The following is a 25,401-nucleotide window of genomic DNA, read 5'->3' as shown; positions in this document are numbered from 1 at the left end:
TTTTATTTATGTCCGTTTTATGAAAATAACAGCATGATATTCAATATTGTAACAATTACCGCAATAGTATAAAGCACAAAAGTACTCCAACGACTATTCACATAGTTGCCCATTACTTTCCGGGAAGATGTCAATCCAACCTGTAAAAATACAGTAAAAGGTAATTGTATACTAAGCACCATTTGCGAAATGATTAATCCTTTGAAGGGATCTCCAATAAAGAAAATCAACAGCAAAGCAATACCTAAAGATAAAAGAACTCCCACTTGTGAATGACTGTCTTTGATATGATAAGATTCACCAAAAATACCAGCAAAAATAGATCCTGCCGCCATTCCACTTGTTATAGTGGATGAAATACCTGCCATCAAAAGAGCTAATGCAAACACAACTGCGGCATTACTACCTAATAATGGTTCAAGTAAAGATTTAGCCTGTTGCAGTTCTTCCACCTGAATGCTACTTTTAAAAAAAGTGGCAGCCGCTAATAAAATCATAGCACTATTAATAGCCCAGCCCACTATCATCGAAAAGAGTGTGTCGAATAGTTCATATTTCAGCACCTTTTTAATAGAAGAATCATCCTGCTTATTATATTCATGACTTTGTATTACTTCCGAATGCAAGAAAAGATTATGAGGCATGACCACAGCTCCCAGCACACTCATGATAATCAACAGACTTCCTTTCGGAAAAGACGGAGTTACCCAACCCTCCACTGCCATCGGCCAGTCTATTTTTACTAAAAACAGCTCATAAATAAACGATAGTCCGATCACAGAAACAAATGCTATAATCGAACGTTCGATCTTTTTATATGAGTTCGTAAAAAGCATAATAGAAACAAACAGATTTGTTAATACTGCTCCCCAAATAATTGGAATATCAAATAGCATTTCGAGGGCGATAGCCCCTCCTAAAATCTCAGCCAAAGAAGTAGATATAGATGCCAGTACCGCAGTACCAAGTATCGGGCGGGATACCCATTTGGGTGTATACTTAGTTGCTGCCTCCGAAAGACAGAGTCCGGTAACAATGCCCAAGTGGGCTACATTATGCTGAAGAATAATCAACATGATAGTAGATAAAGTTACTACCCAAAGCAACGAATAACCAAATTCTGAACCTGCGGCAAAATTAGAAGCCCAGTTACCCGGATCAATAAATCCTACAGTGACCAAAAGTCCGGGACCGATATATTTAAAAAGATCCAATCCACCTAAATATCGTTTATGATCTTTACGTTTTAAGTCTCGAAAGATATTTTTCATTATTGCATAATAGTTTATTGAATACAAATGTACTTATAGATAACGAGTAAGAATCACTTTTGGTTCAAAATACCTACAAATAGGAAATGGACAACAAACAAAAAAGTACGGATTACACAAAGAACACGGTTCTTATATTAATTAAGACCGTAAAATTCTGTGTAATCCGTACCTAAATATTCTTAAACAGGGGGACAAACAGTCAATCAATATCCCATCTCATGCAATGCATGACACAATTGATCGGGACACGAAGTTGTTTTACTTCCACAACGTACCCCTTCCAGTTTCTGAATAACATCCTCAACTTTCATACCTCTTATTAGTCGAGAAATTCCCTGAAGATTACCGTTGCATCCACCCCAAAAGGCTACCTCTTTCACAATACCATCTTCCACATTCAGTTCGATGTTTGTGCTGCATGTACCTTTTGTTTTATATACATATTCCATAACCTGTTTATTCTTCCCCTTCTTCCGGACGCATATTAGTATAAACAGTTTGTACGTCATCAAATTCTTCCAGACGTTCCACCATTTTATCCAAAGTCTCGCGTTGTTCGGGAGTTACATCCTTCAAGTCATTCGGAATATAAGTAAAATCTCCACCGACATCTTCGAAACCACTTTCCTCCAGATGTTTCTGAATAGCAGCATAGCTTTTAGGGTCTCCGTAAATAGTAATTGTTCCTTCTTCTTCATCTTCTTCGTACTCATCTTCCACATCATAATCAATCAGATCAAGAATTAGCTCTTCCATATCTACTCCATCCTTCTTTTTGAAAGTAAACATACATTTATGATCGAACAAAAATGCCAAAGAGCCCATTGTACCCAGATTACCGCCAAACTTATTGAAAACAGAACGAACATCAGCTACCGTACGTGTAGCATTATCGGTCAATGTATCCACAAATACAGCAACTCCATGAGGACCATATCCTTCATAAGTCATACCCTTGTAGTCACTCTGATCTTTACCCATTGCATTCTTAATAGCACGATCGATATTATCTTTCGGCATATTCTCACGTTTTGCATTCGCAATAATTGCACGCAGAGTAGGATTGTTTTCCGGATCTGGACCACTAGCTTTTACAGCAATAGCAATCTGTTTACCTATTTTCGTAAATGTACGAGCCATATGGCCCCATCTTTTCAGCTTAGCGGCTTTTCTATATTCAAATGCTCTTCCCATTGGTTTATATTTTTATTATATGATTTATTTTAGTATTATCTTAATTTTGCATCCAATTTATTTTCCAGATTCTTCACCAGTTTCGACATAATCTTATCGATCATCTTGTCGTTCAAAGTCTGGCTTTCATCTTGAAGTAAGAAGCTGACTGCATACGATTTCTTACCAGCTTCCAGATTCTTACCTTCATATACGTCAAAGAGTTCTACTTCTTTCAACAGCTTCTTCTCTGTCTCATAAGCTATCTTTTCGATTTCAGCAAACTGTATATTCTTGTCAATCAACAATGCCAGATCACGTTTCACAACTGGGAACTTAGAGATCTCTTTATAGCTGACTTTCACCGAACGGATCGCCTTCAATAATTCACTCCAATTCAGATCAGCATAATACACCTCATTGTCAATATCAAATGCTTTCAACAATTTCTTAGTAATGATACCGAAAGAAGCAAGACGTTTTCCCCCTTTGGTATTTACAGAAAGTGCAGTAGCATAAATATCATCTGTCAAATTACCGACTACCAAATTGTGTAAATCTAATCCCAAACGTTTCAGTATATTTTCAACATAAGCTTTCAACTCAAATACAGATGAATTTTCATCTGGATGTACCCATGAATTTGAAACCTTCTTTCCTGTAACCCATAATCCCAAATGATACTCTTCTGAATACGCAGCTAATACTTTTTCCGGATTCCTCTTGTCCGCATCGAAATGATAACAATTACCAAATTCAAAGAATTTCAAATCAGCATTCTTACGATTAGCATTATGAGCAATACTTTCCAATCCACCAAACAATAATGTTTGACGCATACCATTCAGATCTGCACTCAACGGATTCATCAACATGACCAGATGATTGGAAGGATAAGTTTCCAGTCCATCATAATAGGCAGCATGAGTCAACGAGTTATTCAGTATTTCATTAAATCCGCATCCAACTAACTGTTCAGCAATCAGGTTCTGCAATTTATTTGACTTATCATGCTCTCCTTTTGTGGTAAGACTAGACTTCAATGTAGTTGGAATCTCTACATTATTATATCCGTAAATACGAAGAATATCTTCTATCACGTCGCAATCACGTTGTACATCCACACGATAAGGAGGCACAGCCAGAGTTAGTCCTTTAGCAGTTTCATTGGTTATTCTCATTTCCAAGCTAGTCACAATACTTTTGATTGTCTCTACTGGAATCACTTTACCAATCAATGAATGTACTTTTTCATAAGCAAGTTCTACTACAAAGTCCTGAGCAGGAACAGCGCATACATCTTTAATTTCAGAAGAAATTGTACCACCAGCTAACTCTTTTACCATCAAAGCAGCTAACTTCAAACAGTAAATAACACTATTCGGATCAATACCACGTTCAAAACGGAAAGACGCATCTGTATTTAAACCATGACGACGAGCTGTTTTACGTACCCATGTTGGATGGAAATAAGCACTTTCGATAAATACGTCAGTAGTTGTTTCTGTAGAACCAGAATCAAGCCCACCGAAAACACCGGCTATGCACATGGCTTCTTCCTTATTACAGATCATCAAATCACGTTCGTTCAGCTTACGTTCTACTTCGTCCAATGTTACGAATGGAGTAGCTTTAGGCATTGTCTTTACAATGACTTCATTGCCTTTAATCTTTCCGGCGTCAAAACAGTGTAATGGTTGACCAAAAGCATGAACAATATAATTAGTAATATCTACCACATTATTAATAGGACGCAGACCAATAAGGCGGAGTTTATTTTGCAACCATTCCGGACTTTCCTTTACTGTCACACCTTTCACAGTCACTCCTGCATAATGAGGACATGCTTCACTATTCTCTACTTTCACCTCAATATCCAAGTCATGGTTATCCACTTTGAAAGCATCAACCGACGGACGTTGCAGAGTAACTTGTTTACCATTCTGAACAAGAAAAGCATACAAGTCTCGAGCTACACCATAATGTGAACACGCATCAGCACGATTGGGAGTAATATCTACTTCAAGTACATAATCACTTTTAATATTATAATAATCCTTAGCAAGTGTACCCGGAATAGCTTCAGCTGGCAATACAATAATTCCTGCGTGATCGGTTCCAATACCAATCTCATCTTCCGCACAAATCATACCAATAGATTCTACACCGCGAATTTTTGATTTCTTAATCGTAAAACATTCATCACCATCATAAAGCTTTGTACCTAAAGTAGCAACCACAACTTTCTGTCCGGCAGCTACATTGGGAGCACCGCAAACAATCTGAACCGGTTCACCGTCTCCCAGATTGACAGTAGTGACGTGCAAATGGTCTGAATTAGGATGTTCAACACATGTCAACACTTCACCGATCACTAGTCCTTCCAAACCACCTTTAATAGTTTGTACTTCTTCCACCCCACCTGTTTCCAAGCCGATAGAAGTAAGCGCAGCAGCCGTTTCATCAGGCGTCAGGTCGAAATTGACATACTCTTTCAGCCAGTTATAAGAGATATTCATATAATTAAGTTTTTATTGTTTCTCAAAAAGATTCGCAAAGTTAATAAGATTTTTTGGTTGGTAGTGAAGGATTTGAAAGAAAATTGCAAAAGGGAGTTATCCTATGCCATGCTTCTAACACATAACACAACAAAATACTCATATATGCAAAGAAAACCATTTTTTCATAACACATAAATATATACATCAAACAATAACCTAAATTTCAATTTGTCATCAATTAAAGTATATATACCCATTATTACAAACCAATGTATTTAAAACTATTTGAATAAGTTATACCTTCATCTTCTATTTATAATATCTTTCTTTTTTAACGCAAGTACCGGCAACAAGATGAAAACACCAATCATTGACATAATCAATCCTCCGATCGTTCCTGCCGCCAGCGGAAACCAGAATCCCTCTTTTTCAGTCCCTACCATAAAAGGAATAAATCCTAGAATAGTAGAAATAACTGTCAGGAAAATAGGGATAATTTTAATATTCCAAGCCTTCACATAGGCACGAAGTGAAGAAAGATGTGGGAAACGTCGTCGCAGTGCATTATACTCATTCAAAATATAAATACTCGCATTCACCGTAATACCGCAAAGCAACACAAATGAGGCAAAACCTCCCTGGTCAAAATTCAACTTAAACCAATAAAAAGTGAGGAATACCCCAATATAAGAAACCGGAATCACAAAAATAATGGCTAAGGGTTGTTTCAATGAATTAAACAAAATACTGGTAATCATAAAAATAATGGCAACCACAATTAGTAATAAACGGTATTGCTTATTTACCCCACTCGATCCCCAAGACCAATTTGGTCTTTCTGACTTAGCAGAATACCCCATGGGAAGAATTTCTTTAAATTCCTCCAAATCTTTATCTAATATTCTGTATCCTTGCTCAGAAGCACCAATATATTCATATTGCAGGCACAAACGATATTGTTGGTTCTCTTTGGCCACTTCCTGCGGCATCTGCTTTCTCAACCCTTGCCAGGTCAGATAATTTATAATCCCGGCGTCCGGCACGAACCGGAAAATATTGCATCGCCCAAACATCTCGCTCTTCTGACTGACGAGAAGATAATTTGATTTTTTCTACTCCATCTTGTGTCAAGACCGAGCCAATCTCCATATTACGACCATAAAGAGGACGAATAGCTGCAAAAAGAGTCTGAGCGTTTACTCCTTCTTCTGCCATTCTCTTTTTATCCAAGTCAAAATAGAACTCCTTATAGTCGTCTTTCCAATTAGAAAATGCAGAACCAATAGTGACTTCCTTTATACGGCGGTGGGATAATAATTTTTCTTTCATTTTTTCTGCCCAAAAGTAAAGTTCGTCATAATTATAACCATACATTTTTATTCGGAATGAACCGGCATTTTCACGTACATCATTACTAAAGCCCTGATCTTGGAGGCCATACACATTCCAGCTACCACCTCCCAATTGGAGTGCTTTACCGATGATATTCGCTTTTAATGTATAAGGAAAACCACTATGTTGATGTTCCTTCGTAAAATTAACACTGATAGAAGCCCGTCGGGCATTATGTACAGAGGTATGAAACTGCTTAATTTCATTAAAATTACTCAGATAAGCTTCCATACGCTTTATCAATGTATTCATTTGTTCTAATGTACTTCCATTTGGCAAAGTTGCATTAGCATATAGCACCACCTCATCATTGCGGGTAAAGTAACTACCTTCATATACTTTCTGAACAAACAGCCGTAAGCTGCCACCCAATACTTTATCTACTATAGGTTTCACCTTCTCTTTATAAGTGGGTGTTCCTATCGTCCGATTGTAGAAATCAGCCACCTTATCTTCTCCTTTCATGTGTTCGGGAAGCAAAAATACCGGAAATCCGAACGCAAACATAAGCAACAGACAGACTGCAACACGCCAACGGCAAAGAATCCGTATGAGCCACATATAAAAACGAGAGAAATAAACAGGTATCCGTTTCATTATCCGTCTGAGACTTCGTAACCAGTTACGGTTCATTAATCTCTGCCATCTGCCCCCGATCTCTTTTTTTCTACCTTTTCTTTTCAGCCCAATCTTCTCTATTAAAGAAGGAACAAAGAATAAAGCGATTAATAAAGATACCCCCAGATTAATAATAACCACTGCTGCAAAATCCTGTAGATTCAGACGTATTTTTTCATCAAGAAAGAAGATAACAACTAAAGCACCCATAGTAGTCAGAGTAGCAGCCAACACAGACAAGAAAGCTTTTAAATTCCTGTGTCGTAGATAGTGATCGCTCATCACAATCGTATTGTCAATCACCAGATTCAAAGAAATGGTGATACCTGCCAGCGAATAAAGTTGCATCTCCAACCCGAACAGATAATAGAAAATTACAGCGATTGCCATATTAACAGTCAGACTTACAACGATCAGAAACAAATATTTAGGTCGCCAAGTAATCAACAGTACAAAAAAGAGAAGAATAAGCACCGTCATTCCAGTACGCAAATAAATTTTACTCAATTCTTCCTTAATATATTCCGTTGCATTATAACTCATGTGTATCTCATACCCGGCGGAAGAAATTCATGAATCTCTTCCATAACCGCCTCTACCTGTTTACTCAATTCCAACTGGTTAGCCGTCTCTTCAGCCACCAATGATAAATAAATAGAATTCAGTCCGTTAATACGATAGTAACTTTGTGGTTCTTCTTCTTCACGTGTGACTTTTACCAGTTCATTCAAACCAATCATCTTACCATCTCTAATCGCTATCGAAATATCCGCAGGATCAAAGAGTCGGTTACCTTTTTCCGGAACTAATGCCAAACGAATCCATTCTTTTCCTCCACCAACATGTTCAACATCCGAGGTACCCATAAACTCTTTTCGATAATGCAAGCTGACCGCCTGTCGAATATCATCTACCGACACTCCCAAACTACGTAATTGCTCACTATCATACTCCAGCCTCCATTCCATAGGAGTAGCTCCATTAAGATTCACTTTATAGACCCCGGCTATCTGCGATAATCTCGGTTTTATATGCTCATCTGCATACTGCTGGATAAGAATCGGTGTAGAAGGTGCATTAATAGTGAACGAGATAAAAGGTCCCTGGCTCCTCTCTCCCACACCACTCATCTGAATAGTAGGATAGTTTACCTCTTTAGGTAATTCAGGCCAAGTCTGGCGAATAATAGTGGACGCCTCAAAACGCGCCATTTCTACATTAGTATGTTTATCTAGCCCCACATTCACTCTTCCCCACCCGTTTCCAGAAGTAGAAGATATACTTTTTACCCCTCTGACCCGAGCAAGCATCGCTTCTAGTTTACTGGTAGCTTCCATTTCCACTACACGAGAGGAAGCTCCGGACATATTGAACGATACGGAGAAACCGGGTGAAGTTCGTGAAGGGTTCAGCTTCACCGGAAGCAGCGGAATAAGCGTAAGCCCAACCAATGCCACACAAATAAAAGCAACAATCAGTGTAAAAGCAGATACTTTCAGACCATTATGTTTCTCCGGTAACTTCTTCATTCTTAATTCTTCATTGTTCATTTAACTATATTTCCCCCATTAAAATCAAATCGGTCGGAAAGTGAAACCCCGGTAGCAAAATCAAACAAAGTAAGTCGCCGGATCTTATAATAATTCATCCAATACTCCTGCAATGCAGAAATGTAATTACGTTGTGCCTGTTGCTGACGGTTTTGCGAAAGAGTCAGACTATTAATATCCGCCTTTCCAATTATGAAACGTTGGCGAGTCTGATCATATGCCAATACCGCCAAATCTAATGCCTCTTCTGCACTGCCAATCAGTTGTTCCTGAATATTGAAATCATTTACAGTCATGATAACTTCCTCTTCAATACTGATCTCATTCTGACGGGAAGAGATTTTCACAACATTCAGATTATTCTGTGCCATATTAAATTTTCCTTTTCTCACTCCCCAGTCAATCAAAGGAATAGAAACACTTACAGATACCAGATCTTGTTGCATGGCTTATGATATACATCACCAAAAGTTTCCGCTACTTGATTAAAACCGATACTAGCATTGACACTTGCATTAAAACGTGATTCCTTTTTAGTCTTATCCACACTTCGTTCTGCTTCTAAAATATTCTGTTTCAGTTCCAGCAGTTGCGGATTATTACTTCTTCCCCATTGCAACGCTAAATCTACAGGAATCTGCAAATCATTAAGATGAGATGGAAGTTCCAATTTAATTTGCGTATTTTTATCCAGATTCAAAAAAGAAGCTAATGTAAACATGGCACGTTTCAGGTCGATCGCTTTATTTTTCAATGAATTTTCTGCATTCACGCGATCAAGTTTCAAAGTTAGCAAATCAGCCTGAGAGATAGCCGCAATCTTATACCGTTGTTCACCAATGCGATAAAGAGTATCGCTGGAAGCCATATTTTCTTTTGCCAGATCATATTCAGCCTGTGCCATTGCTAAAGAAAAGAAATAAGAGGTAGCTTTCTCAGATACTTTCTCCACATTATAGAGAAACTCTTTTTTCACACGTTCATATTTCAACGGTTCAATCTTACGCTCCCATTTAAAGGCATTATACCCCAGCAAGCTTTGTGAATATCCAATTCGGATAGGAACACTGGTAAATTGGGTCGTCTTACTATCTCCGAAGTTACGCATATACGTCAAGTTCGATTCCAGATAAAAAGTACCGCCCGTCAAATCAAAATTCTGTTTCACAGATAGACCACCGTAAGCATAATAAGATTGTTGAGTACGATATACGTCAAGATTAGATTGCGAATCATAACGTTTCGTTATATCCCGGTTATATTGAGCAGGAGTCAGATTCATTGTCAGACTCGGTAAGCGGTTTGCTTGATAAGTACGGTATTCCCAATAACCAGAAAAATACATATTTTGAGTGCGAAAGGCTTCCAGTGAACTGTCATTTGCCAGTTCAATCGTACGGTTCAGGTCCAACACAACAGATTGTTGTGCATCTACAGTAACAAATGGAGTACAAAAGAAAACTGCAGCTATCAGGTAATTATATATTTTCTTCATGTTCAATTCTGTTTTTTACGATAAATAAACCAATATAGCAAAGGAATAATAAACAGACTCACGACCGTTCCTACAGTCATCGTTCCGATCATGGCGATAGAAAGAGGTTTCTGTAATTCCGAACCCATATCGAAAGAAAAAAGCAAAGGAACCATAGCAAAAATCGTAGTCAGTGAAGTCATAATGATTGGCCGCAAACGTCTGCGCCCTGCCTCATGTATCGCTTCAATCAGAGGTACCCCCGCTTTACGTAGCTCATTGATAGCATCCAGCTTCAGAATGGAGTCATTGATTACAATACCACAGGTCACAATCAATCCGATAGCGGACATCAGATTCAGCGTATGACCGCACAACCACAGTAACAATAGTGCAAAAGCGACATCGATAGGAATCTCAGCCAATACAAGCAATGGTTGCAGGAAACTCTCGAATTGAGCTGCCAGAATAAAATACATTAACAGAAGCGAAATAAATAAGATCACAACCAGTTCATCCAGCATTTTCTGATTAGAAAATATGCCACCGGAAAAACCTATGTCCCACTCGCCACTCTTATCTGCCATTTTCTTAACCTCTTTCATGAAAGTTTTAACGTCTCCCACCTTGTAAAAGTCAAAAGGAACAAACTCTCCGTTACGACCAGAAGTAATCGTTTTTAAATCCTCGGACGGAGTCACGTTCACCAATTCCCACAAAGGAATATAGCTAGAATATCCTTTTGAATCCGGTTGTGTTTGCACCAACGTCTCATGCAAAACCTCGTTTACCGTTTTCTCTTCTCCGGCAATAGTAATCGGCAGATATTGTTGATAAGAATGTAACATATTGACACTATTCTCTCTGAAAGCAGTTTTCAAGACCCGGTAAAGTTCATTATATGACACTTTATAGAGCAATAATTTTTCTTTGCTGATTGTCAAATTCAACTGGTTTTCGAAAGCGATATTAGTAGGCTCCACTCCTGTTTGTTTCGCCAGATTCTTTTCCATCTTGCGCAACGTCCCCGGCTCCGGTGCCTGATTTTTGTTGCGGGCATAAAACTCTGCTACTACATCCGGTTCACCTGTGACAAACAACTTTTCGAAGATAGTTTCAGGAGGTGAAAAGGAGACTACCGCCAACGGATAATCCGATTTTATCTTTTGATACACTTCTTCTTGTAGAGTAGTGATATCTTTTACATTTTTAGCTTTGAAATAGACTTCCGCTTCAGAAGAAGAAAGTTCTCTGTCACGCTTCAGAATAAAATCCTGCTGTCCGATAGAAGCAGTATGCTCAGTAGCTTTTCCCTCCGCTGCACCAAACAAGGCATCTACACGACGCTGATTTTCGTCTACATGGATATTCTCATTCCAGTCGATGCGGGCAATCAGTTCCGTCTGCTCAATTTCAGGCATCCGTTCTTTATCAATAAAGAAAAAAAAGAAAACACAAAGGGGGATGGAAACAATACAAAATATTACACTAAAAGTCTTATGCTCAAATACCCAATTCACACCAGCGTCATAAAAACGGTCTAAAGTATGGTCTTTAATCGGGTTATTAAACTTAAAAGAAAGCCATTTCCATTTTCGGGTAGTGATACTGGTGCGATAAACCAACATATAGAGCACCGGAAGCAACATAATTCCGGTAAAATAAGAGACCATTAAACCAACGGTTACCGAAAAAGCCTGATCGAAAAAGATAGCTCCCGCTATGCCGCTCATGAAGATCAACGGTGCAAATACCGCAATGGTAGTCAGAGAAGAGCTAAGCATCGGAGTTATCACTTCACTGGTTCCAGCTATACAAGCGCGACGCAATGAATACCCTCTTTCACGATATTGTGAAATATTCTCCGTCACAATAATCGAACTGTCAATCATCATACCCAGTGCCAAAATGAGTCCGGCAAGTGATATGATATTAAGAGACATACCACAAAGATAAAAGAATACAAAACTAATGACAATAGATACCACCATACTAATTCCGATAACCAGTGGAGATTTCACATCTCCCAAAAATAGGATAGCGACAATACAAATAAATAAAAAACCTAATGAAAGATTTTGCTGAAGATTGGAAATTGTAAAATCCAGCAATTCCGTCTGGTTACGGCTAATACTGAACTCTATATCCGGATACATTTTTTTAAAACTATTCATTGTTTTGACCAAAGCATCCTTCATCTTGTCCATATTCTCATCCGCTTGTTTGATAACAGCCAATGTCACCGCACGCTTCCCGTCTGACAGAGAAACACCTTTTTCTTTGACAGGAATAATATTAATACGGCAGAAATCTTTCAATTGGATAATTCGATCTCCTTTCTTCAAATAAATATTTTCCACATCTTCCGAAGTACGAAGCAACGTAGAGAATTTTATGTTATATTCATAATAACCATCACGCACCTTCATACTACCTGGCTCCACATTATTGGAAGATAAGGCAGATTCAATATCTTCAATAGAAATATCCATGATAGCAAGTTTATCCCGATCAGGAACAATCTGCACTTGTTGTTCAAGCAATCCGGTCACATCGACCATAGCAACTTCGGGCAACTGTTCTATACGGCGTTTGATAACCGTTTCAGCAAATTCACACATTTGAAGAAACGCCCGTTGGTCGGTTGGGTTATAAGAATTATCATTTTTCAAAGTGAGGTTCAGATAGAAAACAGGAATATCCGTCGCACTGGCTTTTACTACTTTCGGCCGTTCCGCTTCCTTAGGAAGATAATTCATTGCAGCATCGATTTTCTCATTCACCTCAATAAAAGCAAGATCTGTATTAGTCCCATATTCATAAGACAAACGGATGATGCCGGCACCATCTCGAGATTCGCTACGGATATCCTTCAAAGAAGATACCTGAAGTAACTGTTGCCTTAATGGCTTAACCAAAGTGTTTTCCAACTCACGTGCAGAAGTGTTAGATGCTGAAACCTGCACGGTAATTTCCGGTATGGCGATATCCGGCAACAGAGATATAGGTAAAGTAGAATACGTCACACAACCAATAATAAAGCAAGCTGTAAAAGCCATCAATACGGCAATGGGACGATGTATCAGAAATTTTATCATGTTTTCAGTATTTATCGTTCTCGGTTCGTCATCTTACCATATCACAGTCACCGGTGCTTCATGCGCCAGATTCAGATTTCCGGTAACAATGACTGTATCTCCTGCCAGCAACCCGTCCGTCACTCCACTCTGCGACCGATCGGATACGATACATTCTGTTGCGTTTTCCAGTCCGGTATCCACATAATTCCATTTCGCCTGTCCTGACTCCAGAGTAAAGACGACTTGCCTGCCAGAACGCAACACAACTGCAGTTTTAGGAATTACCAACTGCTCACCTAAAGAACGGCGAACACTTACACGAACATTCATGCCACTGAAAAGTTTGCCTTGACCATTTACACTTGCTTTCACCTTTACCATCCCATTGCTATCCACTAATGGATTGATTTCAGAAACGCTACCTTCGAAAGCGCCACCTCCCGCATACGGAGTAATCACTACCTTGTCTCCTTTTTGAATCAAAGAAAGTTCGCTTTCCAATACCGTAAACTCTACTTCCATTCCTTTAGTATCAATCAGTGTACAAAATGTTTCCGAAGTATTCGCAAGGTTAAAAGGTTTGGCAAATAGATTGGCTATCATTCCATCAAACGGAGCTACCAATGTAGCATGTTCATTTTCTCTTTTAGCCAATGCGTATTGAGATTTAGTCTGGTCATATCCACTCTTTACTTTAGCCAGCTTCATGACATCTGCCGGAACCTTATCCAATTCGTCCACATTATACCCCTGACCAATGAGAACATCTTTCAGCTCAAGTTCCGCTTTCATCAGTGAATTTTCAGCTTGTGATAGCTTATTTTCCAAACGAAATTTGTCCAGTTCCGCCAATTTCTGACCTTTCTGTACCCGATCACCATTCTTGACATAAATATGTGCAATGACTTCATTACTTTCAAAACGTAATTCCGCCTTATCTCGAGAACTTACCTTACCATTACTTACAAGTTCATGATTAAAACCTTGCTTCTGCAGGACTTGTACAGTTACTTCACTTTGGGCATCGGAGAGAATAGTAGAAATACCATCTTCTTTATTATCCTTATTTTCAGACGATTCTTTTTTATCGGAACATGCTGTAATAATGCTTAAGGCAAGACAAAGCAGTACCCACTTACACTTGTGTTTTTCCATCATTATTTATTTTATTATATCATATAAACCAAATTTCGAAAATAAAGGTAAGAAATTTATGAATAAAAACAGGCAAATTTTGCTGACTATTTATGACCAACCTTGTTTTTCTTCTAAAATGGTCCATTTCATCGCTTTTTTATCTTTTCTTTTATTGCTCATGTTATTAAAATCATATATAAAAAAACGGTGGCATCTTTTTCCATCCATTAATAGTCCCAAAATATCACTATCGAAAGTAGAATACGCAAGCCTATTATATTTTCTTCATTATATCCGTTCCCAGCGTATTTAATCTATACTTCTTTGCGATGAATACCCAATAGATCGACTTCACAAAAACAAATTATTTTGGTAACGTTCCCCAATAGTGAAAGTTCAATTGTCTACATGGAATTTAGGATAACATTAAGCCATTTTTTATGTTATTCATTCTTCTATTTATCTTCTTTTATGTAATTCTATAAATTCCTGATAAACTACCACACCTAAAATAGACTTTCAAATTTATAGAAAGAAACTATTTTTGTTTTATCAATTTTGCCTTCACTAAATAGGCCTCTTTCCATCAGAAAATAGCTTTCCAAAGCTGCTCCGTATAATATTTTCCGTTTTCACTACAGCCCATTTCATCAGCAATATATCCACTGTATTTCTATTCCGTATTTATTCACACCCTCCTAATGAATAGCAATCGGAATAAGATGTTGATATTATCAAAATTCTGTTCTAGCACTTACAATCAGTCCACTAGATCGAGTTCACTCCAAATATACAATTAAGACTCTATATCTGCCTTTAGCGTTACTTTATACATTTTCTCGGTAGTATTCATTTTAATTATAGTATGCAACTCTTGTTCTCCAAGCTTATCTTTTGTACTATAAATCAACACAAGTAATGTAGAATCACCCACAGACACAATATCGTCTGACAAAAAGTAATCTGTACACGAACAATCAGGATTAACTCCCTCTATCTTAAGAGGATATTTTCCTACATTATATAATATAAATTTAGCTTTTAATACTGTATCAGCAGGAACAACTCCAAAATTCACAACTTTTCCAGAGAATTTAACTTGAGATATTGAATCAAATGTATGATTAAGTCCTACATCAATAGGTAGTATAGGTTTCTCCTTACTCGGTTTAGTTAATGCAAATAAAATACTAATTATTGAAATAAACATTATTAATAAATAGATAAAATATTCTTTTATTCTTCTCATATTCATAATCTAAAACGATATATAATTAACGAATCATCATTTTCATCTAGTTTTGGCACTATATACGAATAATAATAAGGATCAATATACCCCATCACACGAAGATTTTTAGGAACCTCTACATCTCCAATTAATTTACCTTCATTAAATATTTGAAGTCCATCATTCTCTCCTGTTTTTCGATAAGAGCGAAATAACGTCTGAGTCTCGTCTACAAACTCTAACCAATAATAATGCCCTTTGGTTTGTCTCTCCTTTCTATAATTACTCCGACATGTTTTATAATCATAAATAGATAAATAATCTAGATTCATTTCATTACCTTGAAAACCATAAGTGGCCAACGGATTATAGTCATAATCATAAACATATATTAAAGAATCCACTTCATAACTAACATAAAAATTACCTTGTTTATCAATATCAAAACGTGTTCCAAGAAAAACAACATGCTTATTCAGATCTTTTAAATAACTATCCGGATAGCCACTAGCCAACAATCTCCCATCCATATTTTTTCTAAAATCAATTTCCCAAATATGGCGACAACTCTGTAAATATTGCTAAGTTTCCTCCAAGTAATTAAATTCTGGATGTTCAGAATATACATTCATATAAAAACAATCACCATAGTTACGACAAACCATATCATTATATTGGTTAGTATACGTCATTGATGATTCAACCAAATTAGATCGTTTTTCTCGATTAACTAAAAATACTTTATCCAACATAAAGTTTGGATTAAATAAATGTACGTCCAAATTATACCCCATAAGTAATAATTCTCCCGTCGGTAAAAAACTTTGCGCAGCAATCCTACCAACTTGAGTTTCAGAAGGCCCACCTCCTAATCCTAAATGAGTACTTTTCAGATGGCCACATGTATCAAAAAATGTTACAGTACAAAAGTGTTTATCAATAAAAACAATATCACCCGATGGAGAGATACATGATTCTCCAAAAGAAGATGTATTTATACTATCTAATAATAAAGTCTGTAGAACAAGATTATCATATTTCACATCTTTTACATTAAATACTTTTGCACAACTAAATGCATCTTGTCTTTTTCCACACCCTACTATAAGTAAAAAAGAAAAAAAGAAAAATAATTAACTTCATAATAATATATTTTAAATAACAGGACTAGTATAAAGCTACCACTTTTAAAGTCGCCTCAAATAAACATATGTCAACTAAATATAAAACATTCTACTTATTCAATTACTCTATAAATTAATAATACGAATCAGTAGTGTATTCCACAACTGTATTATAAGTAATACAAACGCCCTTATCGTTTAATTACTAGCTGGATAATAAAACAAATATTCAATATCTACGCCTAAAGTATTACTATATACAATAGAAAAACTTTATCGCACCATCTATTTATTTGTCAACTAGAAATCAAGAACAACTACTAATTCGCATTAATAACTAGTTTAGTTACAGTTTCTATCGTATTCCCAACATTTAATATTTGTTCCTCCTGCACACTTTGAGGAACCATTATTATTTGCTGCACAATTATTATCACTCGCTAAAGCACAATAACAAGTTATATGATCTCCTGTTTCATCATTAGCCAATGCATCTAATTGATTTAAAACAACATCTCTAAAATCATCATTTTTAGATCCTTTCCAAACATTAATGCTAATAGAAACCAGAGCACACAAAACAGTTAAAAGCATTAAAACCTTATTCTTTTTCATATTTCCATTTAAAAATTATTTATTAAACTTTAAATATTCTGCATCTATCCTTTCAACAGAACAGCAAAACATATTTGCTACCATATTCAATATTACTATTTTTTCCGCTATACCTCCTTTTTTACAGGGTTTAGGAGCAGATGATAAGCGGTTCAGCAAAATTAAACAGTCATCACCTTGTTCCTTTTTAACATAATTATAATTCTCTTTCAGCTTATACTAATACCATAATATTAGCTGATCATTAAAAAAATAAGATAGTTTACCTCACATTTGACAAGTAACCGTATTTCTTTTATTGAATATATTGGATTATTAAAAAACAATATTTCCCAATACTAACATTCTTTCAATATAGCTGCTTATTCTCCCTTCCACTTTCTCTGTAAGAGAATAAAAGGAATAACATAATATATATTCATCATTTGTTTCGTCACTGTCCTATATATTTTTATTCTCCTCCTCTTCTTATAGATTCAGATTCTTATGATTTCTGTATCATTTCGTCGATGAAAGTAGGCGATAAATGCGGAATCACAAAGGATTTTGGCTGACCATTTCGGACCAAAGGTGTTTTTTTCTAAAAAGACTACTTTGATGACTATTTATTTTATCAACATAAGACATAATAACATTTAGTCTCTTTATAATCAAACATCTTTATATAGCTCTTCCACCGAATAAGGTTTCTTTATTTTTCTAGTTTATTAAATTATTATCAAAATCCTGTTAGCTTCACTTATCTATTTTATATTATCTAAAATTCCGTTCAACTTATAACGATAAAGTATAGTCCCATCATTCTTCTCTTTTATGCAACATGAGTCCCAACTTTATCAATAGCAATTGAGCTTACATTTTGATCTAACGTAATCTGTTACTTAAAACTACCATCTATATCAAATATACATAAGACATTTCCTTCTTCCGAACCATCATTATATAGATTCAGATTTTTATGATTTATTACGATAAGATCATTCATCTATCTGAATCATCTCGGAAGATAATATTGAGGGAAAAAAACTTAATTACTACCGCTCCCATTACCATTCAGTGAAACTACCAGTGTCTTAACCTCTTCCCGCATCTCCTTCACTGCTGTAGACTGAACTTTAGGCTCCTTCGTCAGCACTATTTCCGCCGTACGTTTCAGTTTTTCCGGTTGCCTGTATCCCGGCTCTGCATAAAGTTTAGCCAACAAATAATAAGGATAAATCCGGTTGGGTAGCCGATGTGTGGAACGTATCAGCCATCCTTCTGCCTTTCCATATTCCCCTTCAGCCTGGTAGTTTTTACCTATTATATTTAGAACCATCGGATCATTACAATGCACAATTGCTTTTTCAAGTATTTTTGTCGAACTTTCGTAATCTTTCAACTTATGCAAACAATGCCCATATTCAAAAAGGAAAGCACCATTACTATTTAACTCCGAATATAATGACTCATAACCCTCTTTTGCAGCCTGATATGCGCCTATTTTATAAAGCATCTTGCAGCTAGACCATCTTTTACAAGCATCATACCAATTATGATTCCAATAAAAAATCCCCCATAACGTAATCATTACAGTAAATAATAGCATATAGAAGCGCGAACGCCCCACAATACAAGCTGCTAACAGAAAATAAAACGCCACTGCAAAACCGGGAATTTGCATAGGGTAAGAAAAACATGCGAATATTAAAACAGAAATCACACCTCCACAAGTACTGAAACGTTTTTCAGTAACACCTTTCCAAAGACTAAAGCCTATTATCGATAACATTGCCAATAAAAAAGGAATACCATGTTCAACGGCACCCTGCAAATACTCATTAAAAGCATATTCCGGACTCCCTGCTACCCACTCTTCAGTTTCCGAGTAATTTGCATTGGCAAAATATTTTTCCTGAGCTATTCCATATGCATGAACAAATCCATCCGAGCCATATCCAGTTAATGGTCTCTCGGTAATAGCCATACTAGTAACCTTCCACATCAATAAGCGTCCACTAGCCGAATCAGCTTTTAAAAAGAAAAGAGCAAAACCGGAGGCTGACACTACTACTAGCCCAATGGCAGCAACCAGAAACACCTTTTTTTTATCTTTTTTTACTACTTTTCTCAAACGAATCCCCCATGAATAATGTACTCCATATACCCATAATCCGGAAACTGCAGTTGCCAACCATGCGGAACGACTCATGCCCGCAGGCAAAACACAGAGAATCAATAAGATTACACCTAAACTTATATAATATTTCCCTTGTTCCATCCTGTCTCGGTTAGCCTTATCTTTCAACAATAGCCATTCACCTATACAAACAGGAAACACCATTGCTAAATAACCGGAATAAGGGCCCGGGTTATAAAAGGACCCTGTCAATGCAAATAATGAATGGTGAGACGCCACTTGCCCATATATCTGCCCCAACCCCCATATAGCCTCAACACCTCCTAATAAAATAAGACTCCAAATAACTGAATGATAAAATCGATCTTCTTTTTTATCATTAATACTGAGAGAAAAAAGAGAACATACCGCAAACACAACAGCCATTCGACTAAGCCACATTTTCTGATATGCCATTTCTCCCGTATCAAAATGATCTGGAGAAATTAAGACTACTCCCAGAAATGAGATCACTCCTACGAATACTATTAGACTAACAATGACTCTCAATTTAATCCAACTAGTATTCACATAATATATTCTCTCTTTCATAATCTATAGCTAAGGTTTATGGTTGTTTTCCTATAATATCATGTAAGCTTACTATTTTATTTAGCGTCACCGCTAATCTTTATCATAAATGGAGCATTCTTCGCATTACAGTGCACCGTAATTGTTTTATTAAAATGTTCCGGATATCCCGCTTGATAGTATACTTTAATTGGTATCGATTTACCAGACAAAACAGGCTGTTTATCATATTCCACTGTTGTACATCCACAAGACGTAACCACTTCATTTATTACTAAGGGATTATCTCCTGTATTTGTGATCAGAATATCCTGTCTTTGTTTCTCTTTCCATGGAAATTCTCCAAGTTTCAATTGAGTCTCAGATAAAGTAGCAGTTGTCTGCGGCTGGTTATCTGACTTATTAGAATATTCCTTACCTAAAATGACACTTAAGTAAAGCTCTTTCACTTTTGAATTATGTATCGGATTACCAACAGCAATCACTTTATTCTCCTTATCTAACAAAAAAGTCTGAAACATTGTTTCCGAAGAAAAATGATTTAATTTATTAATAGAATCCTTTTCATCTATACAAACCGGATATTTAAACTTATCAAATTGCAAAATCCGACAAATCTCTCTTCGTTTTTTGGGATTAAAGTAAAATAAAAACTGTACAGTATTAGGACATAAAGAATCAACATCGGTTATAAATTTCTGCCATTCATCCAATTTTAACTTACAGCTGATACATCCCATTGAATCGACATAAGAGAATATTTTATATTCACCTCCCATCGGATAAGCAACCGTATCTTTTCCTTGTATTGAGAATATCGGATTACAGGGAAACAAAATTTCCTTATGTTCCCATTCCTTCAATATGGATGCTATATTTTTCTTTTTACTATCACTACAAGAGAATAAAAAGAATAACAATAATAGAATACTATATTTCATCATTTGTTTCATTATCATTAAATGCATTTTCAGTTCATTACTATTAATCCCTCTTGTTTATCTCTATTACAAACAACCACATTTCCCAGTTCATTAATAGCAATGATCTCCTAAATACGATCCCATATTAGTTCCATCTCTTTTCAAGATTCAAACCTCAACAATCCCTATATTTTTATCGGTGACGAAAGTAGGCTATTAAAACTGAATTACAAAAAAATTTGGCTGACTATTTCGGACCAAGAATATTTTTATTCGTAAATGCCCTTTTGATCATGGTATTTCTAATTATAATTGGACTGATTTACATTTAGCTCCACTATAATTCAAATGAGTCTTTGATAGAATATCCCCCTTTCGTCTGACAAATTATACTCATGCTTATACCCCCTCTATAAAAAGAAAAGAACTTAGCCTGATATTACTGTTCCATTTATTCAATCTTTATCTAAGGCTACAATCCAAAAGCATTATAACTGCTAATTTACTCATCATAATTCACATTTAGCTAACACATAATCGGGATTTCCACCTATCATATATAATGTATTACTATTACTACCAGCAACTATACGCATAATAGGCATTCCCACATCCACGATTTTCAATAAGTTACCTGTATAATCATATAAAAACACAGTATGAGGAAACTTACTTATATCACGTCTCACTATAGATTCATCCACCGGATCCTTTTCCCGGTCACGTTCTAGAGTTATGATATAATCTTTACTCATACAAACATCACTCGCTCCTTTTATTTTTCTATCAAAAATAATATCATCATCCGTTATAATATAATTTTTCTGATCTGCTTTGCGTTCCCACAGCAAAGTAAAGACTGAATTTTCTCTTTTATATAAAGCTAAATATGGAAATCTAAAAGAAGTAACTACAAACAGCCCTCTCGTCGAATCATAAAATTCATATGTACCTATATGCTTCTTTATCTTAGGGATAGGATAAACACCCCAAAATGACTCATGACCATCTATGACTGATCGAAAATATGTCTCTGAGCCATTTTTTGTAGTTTCGATATACATTCCATGATCCATTTTTTCCATTTTCAATTCCCGTTCAGTATCCGATACTTCGCAAAACGGTTCTTGTCCATTTATTAAGCTATCAATAGATAAAATCCCACTGTTTTCCCATTGGCATCTACAGCAAAAATTTTATTATCTACACAATATCTATTAATCATAGGTGTAACAAATTCCTTAGGTCCTTTCCCTACTTTTCCCATTACTCCCAATTCCTTACCTGTCGAAGCACTATGTACATGCAAGAAATGATTATGAGAAAAGGGATCAGACCAAACTAAATAGTTATCTACTAAGAGTAAATCACCTGGCATTGTAGTCAAAAGCTCATCATTTAACACTTGCGAATACTGATTTATTCTTGGTATTTCTTTATCTTTGGAACAAGAACAGAATAAAAAAAATATAAAACTCACAATAACGACATCATTCTTACACATAGTATTAAACTTTATAACTGAATATTAATCGATAAATCATTATAAAGAAAGCTCTATTTAACTTAGTTATCTCTTCCCAATGAGTAGATAGAAAATTATTAATTTTATCCCTACAAAGATAATCAATTAATATAAAAAAAATAATATACTCGATATTTCGGAGATAACATAGAAAAGTTTCTATAAAAAGAAAAGAGCATAACCAGATACTTCTGTTCCATTTTCCCCCAACAGCGGCAACCGAAAACACCCTTTTCTTATTCTTTCCTTATGTAGACAAATAGTTTACCTAGCTATATCTGTATTTTTTTATTCAATCCTCTTCATTATCCGCTCCCAACGCGTTTTATCTGTATTCTTATTCTTCGAGTACCAAATACGAGTCACTTTTCCGACAATATACTCTTCCGGTAGCATCCCCCAATAACGAGAATCCTTAGAGTTAGCCATCTTATCACCGGATACAAAATAATAGTTCTTCATAAACCGATATTGATGTACTACACTATCACCCAATAAAACGTTCCCATTCTTGAGACGCAACTTTTTCTTCTGTTCCCAGCCAATCAATTGCCTATACAGAAGATAACTAGTATCATTAAGTAATACAGATTGTCCTCTTTTAGGAATGGGCAATGGCCCAAATTCCCGGATATTCCAGTCCAGATGCTTGTCATTAGGGAAAGTCTTTGTCACAATTCCCCATTCCTCGGGATTCTCCAAATCGGCAAGCTCGATTTGAGCCTCTCTATTTCCCAATATCTCATTACAACCACGTATTGCATACAGTCCGTTTCTTATTTCTAGTGTATCTCCGGGAAGTGCAATGCAACGCTTCACAAAAAAACGCATGATGTCCATTCGAATGCAACTCCATTCTTTCCGGTAAGGGAAGTTAAAGACTATCACATCATTACGCTTCAAATCTCCAAAACCCGGAAGCCGGTAAATTGGTACCTCCTCATTTCTCAATGCAGCAGACACATCAAATAACCGTGCTCCATGCACCAACTTATTTACTAGAATATAATCACCATCCAGCAAAGTAGGCTCCATTGAATCCGAAGGAATCTTGAAGGATGCAAAACAAAAAAGTTGAAGCAGAAACAATATAACACAAGAACAAATCCCCCAGAATACAATATTCAGGACAGTATTTAGCCACTTCCTTATGCGATTCATTCCTATATTCATCGTTGCTTTTGTAATTCTATCAGTTCCTGATACGCTTTTAAACCTAAAATAGCCTTAACTTCTTCTTTATGTGCTGCAGGTATCTGTTTCACTGCAGAAGTTTCTTGCTGTTTAACGGAATCTTTCCGTTGCTCAGCCATAAGTTCTTGCTGTTTCTTCACCATTTTTTCCAAATAATTTCCCCATTGATATATATGTCTCCAATGTTTCTCCGCATAATCAAAAGCTCCATCCGTCTTCACTATAGCCAAAGTCATCATCAACATATTGGCTGCCATTTCGATTCCATAATCATTGACACTCTCCTGATGAATAGCAATCGGAAAGAATCCAATATCAAAAGGAGGAAATTGCTTAACCCAATGACCATTCTCACAAAAATCAAAAACAGGTTTCAATGTGCCTTTCATCCAATCCATACGTTCATAAAACATCAGATAAGGAAAACTATCAAAAGCATCTCTTACTCTACCCACTATATTACTATAGCATAACAATTCACCATCCGGAGCTACCGAAAGTCTACGAGTCGCAAGAAAGTTTCGGTAATATGGAAACATCTTCTCAGCCTTTATTTTACCCTTTTCCAGAGATAACTTCTGCGAGTAATACATATCTGTTTCATCACACTTCCTTTGCAATGTCTGATAATTGTCCCCTATATTCCTCAAGACCTCTTTTATATTCGCATTTTTATTTCTCTGCCAATAATAAGGCAAATTCTCACCAAAATATTGTAAAACCTCTCCTTCCTCATATCCCAAAAGCACTACACCACTATCCGCACCTTTACGCATCATATTCTTCTGTGTCAGGATAATACGACCATCCTTACATACAGACTGTACATCTTCCGCTTTTACCGCCACATACAGACTGTCTCCCTGTATTATTCTCCAATCTTTTTCTACAGACTCTTTTATTTTCACTCGATCAAACATCCATTCCATATCCATATCGAACGAAATATCAACATCATGTTGCTGACCATCCGTAGACACTATCCGATAAGAAAGAAATCCCACCGGACATCCCATATACTCCTGATCCTGTAATAAGGAAGGTGCAACAAAACTAAGTTGAAGCTCCACATCCCCACATTGAAAAGAATAATGTGTTTGAGTTGCCTGTATATCTACAGATTTAAAGAATGCAGTATCAACATCTATATACTCCTTATTCTCTATATACAATCCATAATCCAGTAACGCATTACTTGAAATATTATAACAATGAGCAGCAAGCAAATTATCTCCTTCTTTTATTTTATCTACAATCGTATCAGGTAGTTGCCTACACCCAACTGACTTGTTTGTATAGTTGGAATGTACCACTTCATCACCATTGCAGAAAATAGTGACAATATCATCGCATAGAAATCGAATATACAATTTGTGGTTGTCCAACGCCTCTTTATTTAAGGTTACATGCCTACGAAGGTAAATATTTTCAGCACTCCAAATAGTATTCGTAGTATACCAAAGTCCTTCAGTTCCAAAAGCAGCACTCCCTTCCTGCCACTTGCTATCATCATATCCCATCTTATTCCAACCTTCTTCCGGACGCAAAAAGAAATATTTACCTTTCCATCCACAGCTATCTCCTGCCAAAGGAGCTAGAGCCCGGATACGCAATGAGTCTCCTCCCATGAAACGATATCCTTTACCATCCACATACAAAAGACCCATTAATGGAAAATCCTTTCCTTTAAACACATGCAAATATTGATGATACAACGTATCTCCAGCCACTTCAACCGAGAAGGTCGGAGCCAAAGGAACCAATATATGACGAGACGGATGTATATCATTTCTTAATACCTCAATGCGCTCCGACGAATCACAGGCAGTCAGCAAACCAATGATATATACAAATATCATTAGCAATTTGCCATTATAATATGTCATTCTTTTTATTTCCAT

Annotated in this window: 16 protein-coding genes and 2 pseudogenes; all 18 read right to left on the bottom strand. The window is 36.3% G+C overall.

Translation table 11 applies throughout. The features are described from left to right. Positions 1-17 precede the first annotated feature (17 nt). Positions 18-1,271, bottom strand: a complete 1,254-nt coding sequence (locus JCM17102_RS00440; RefSeq protein ID WP_025073540.1) for an Nramp family divalent metal transporter — start codon at positions 1,269-1,271, stop codon at positions 18-20. Between the two features lie 206 nt (positions 1,272-1,477). Then, positions 1,478-1,723, bottom strand: a complete 246-nt coding sequence (locus JCM17102_RS00435) for a TIGR03905 family TSCPD domain-containing protein (RefSeq protein WP_025073539.1) — start codon at positions 1,721-1,723, stop codon at positions 1,478-1,480. A gap of 7 nt (positions 1,724-1,730) precedes the next feature. Further along, positions 1,731-2,468 carry a YebC/PmpR family DNA-binding transcriptional regulator gene (locus JCM17102_RS00430; RefSeq protein WP_025073538.1) on the bottom strand — a complete coding sequence of 246 codons (738 nt, stop codon included), beginning with the start codon at positions 2,466-2,468 and terminating at the stop codon, positions 1,731-1,733. Positions 2,469-2,503: 35 nt separating this feature from the next. Further along, positions 2,504-4,966 (bottom strand): phenylalanine--tRNA ligase subunit beta, encoded by a 2,463-nt coding sequence (gene pheT / locus JCM17102_RS00425; protein WP_025073537.1) that lies wholly within the window; start codon positions 4,964-4,966, stop codon positions 2,504-2,506. Positions 4,967-5,250: 284 nt separating this feature from the next. Beyond that, a pseudogene (locus tag JCM17102_RS25565) lies at positions 5,251-8,487 on the bottom strand (efflux RND transporter permease subunit). 17 nt (positions 8,488-8,504) lie between these two features. Then, positions 8,505-10,003 (bottom strand): annotated as a pseudogene (locus JCM17102_RS25560) (TolC family protein). Positions 10,004-10,005: 2 nt separating this feature from the next. Next, entirely contained in the window at positions 10,006-13,080 is a 3,075-nt protein-coding gene (locus tag JCM17102_RS00410; RefSeq protein ID WP_025073536.1) for an efflux RND transporter permease subunit, read from the bottom strand. A 33-nt stretch (positions 13,081-13,113) separates the two neighbouring features. After that, entirely contained in the window at positions 13,114-14,217 is a 1,104-nt protein-coding gene (locus JCM17102_RS00405) for an efflux RND transporter periplasmic adaptor subunit (protein WP_025073535.1), read from the bottom strand. A 778-nt stretch (positions 14,218-14,995) separates the two neighbouring features. Next, complete coding sequence (locus tag JCM17102_RS00400; protein ID WP_159106298.1) at positions 14,996-15,448, bottom strand: DUF1573 domain-containing protein; 453 nt, start codon at positions 15,446-15,448, stop codon at positions 14,996-14,998. Between the two features lie 2 nt (positions 15,449-15,450). Further along, complete coding sequence (locus JCM17102_RS00395; RefSeq protein ID WP_025073533.1) at positions 15,451-15,960, bottom strand: hypothetical protein; 510 nt, start codon at positions 15,958-15,960, stop codon at positions 15,451-15,453. Positions 15,961-16,011: 51 nt separating this feature from the next. After that, the gene (locus tag JCM17102_RS00390) at positions 16,012-16,473 is read right to left on the bottom strand and encodes a hypothetical protein (protein ID WP_025073532.1); all 462 of its coding nucleotides are present in this window, start codon (positions 16,471-16,473) and stop codon (positions 16,012-16,014) included. 423 nt (positions 16,474-16,896) lie between these two features. Continuing rightward, positions 16,897-17,169, bottom strand: a complete 273-nt coding sequence (locus JCM17102_RS00385) for a hypothetical protein (RefSeq protein ID WP_025073531.1) — start codon at positions 17,167-17,169, stop codon at positions 16,897-16,899. A 1,027-nt stretch (positions 17,170-18,196) separates the two neighbouring features. Then, complete coding sequence (locus tag JCM17102_RS00380) at positions 18,197-19,879, bottom strand: O-antigen ligase family protein (RefSeq protein ID WP_025073530.1); 1,683 nt, start codon at positions 19,877-19,879, stop codon at positions 18,197-18,199. Between the two features lie 56 nt (positions 19,880-19,935). Continuing rightward, positions 19,936-20,799, bottom strand: coding sequence for a DUF1573 domain-containing protein (locus JCM17102_RS00375; protein WP_025073529.1), 864 nt, complete (start codon positions 20,797-20,799; stop codon positions 19,936-19,938). A gap of 491 nt (positions 20,800-21,290) precedes the next feature. Next, complete coding sequence (locus JCM17102_RS31095; RefSeq protein WP_275564291.1) at positions 21,291-21,866, bottom strand: hypothetical protein; 576 nt, start codon at positions 21,864-21,866, stop codon at positions 21,291-21,293. Positions 21,867-21,919: 53 nt separating this feature from the next. Beyond that, positions 21,920-22,285 (bottom strand): hypothetical protein, encoded by a 366-nt coding sequence (locus tag JCM17102_RS31090; protein WP_275564290.1) that lies wholly within the window; start codon positions 22,283-22,285, stop codon positions 21,920-21,922. A gap of 309 nt (positions 22,286-22,594) precedes the next feature. Next, positions 22,595-23,467, bottom strand: coding sequence for a signal peptidase I (gene lepB / locus JCM17102_RS00365; protein WP_025073528.1), 873 nt, complete (start codon positions 23,465-23,467; stop codon positions 22,595-22,597). Between the two features lie 8 nt (positions 23,468-23,475). After that, a complete protein-coding gene (locus JCM17102_RS00360) occupies positions 23,476-25,401 on the bottom strand; it encodes a DUF5127 domain-containing protein (protein WP_025073527.1) in 1,926 nt (641 codons plus the stop codon).

This window comes from Bacteroides faecichinchillae JCM 17102, assembly GCF_000614145.1.
In the GTDB taxonomy this organism is placed as follows: Bacteria; Bacteroidota; Bacteroidia; order Bacteroidales; family Bacteroidaceae; genus Bacteroides; species Bacteroides faecichinchillae.
The sequence above is the reverse complement of the archived record's forward strand: the minus strand, read 5'-3'. Positions and strand labels throughout refer to the sequence as shown.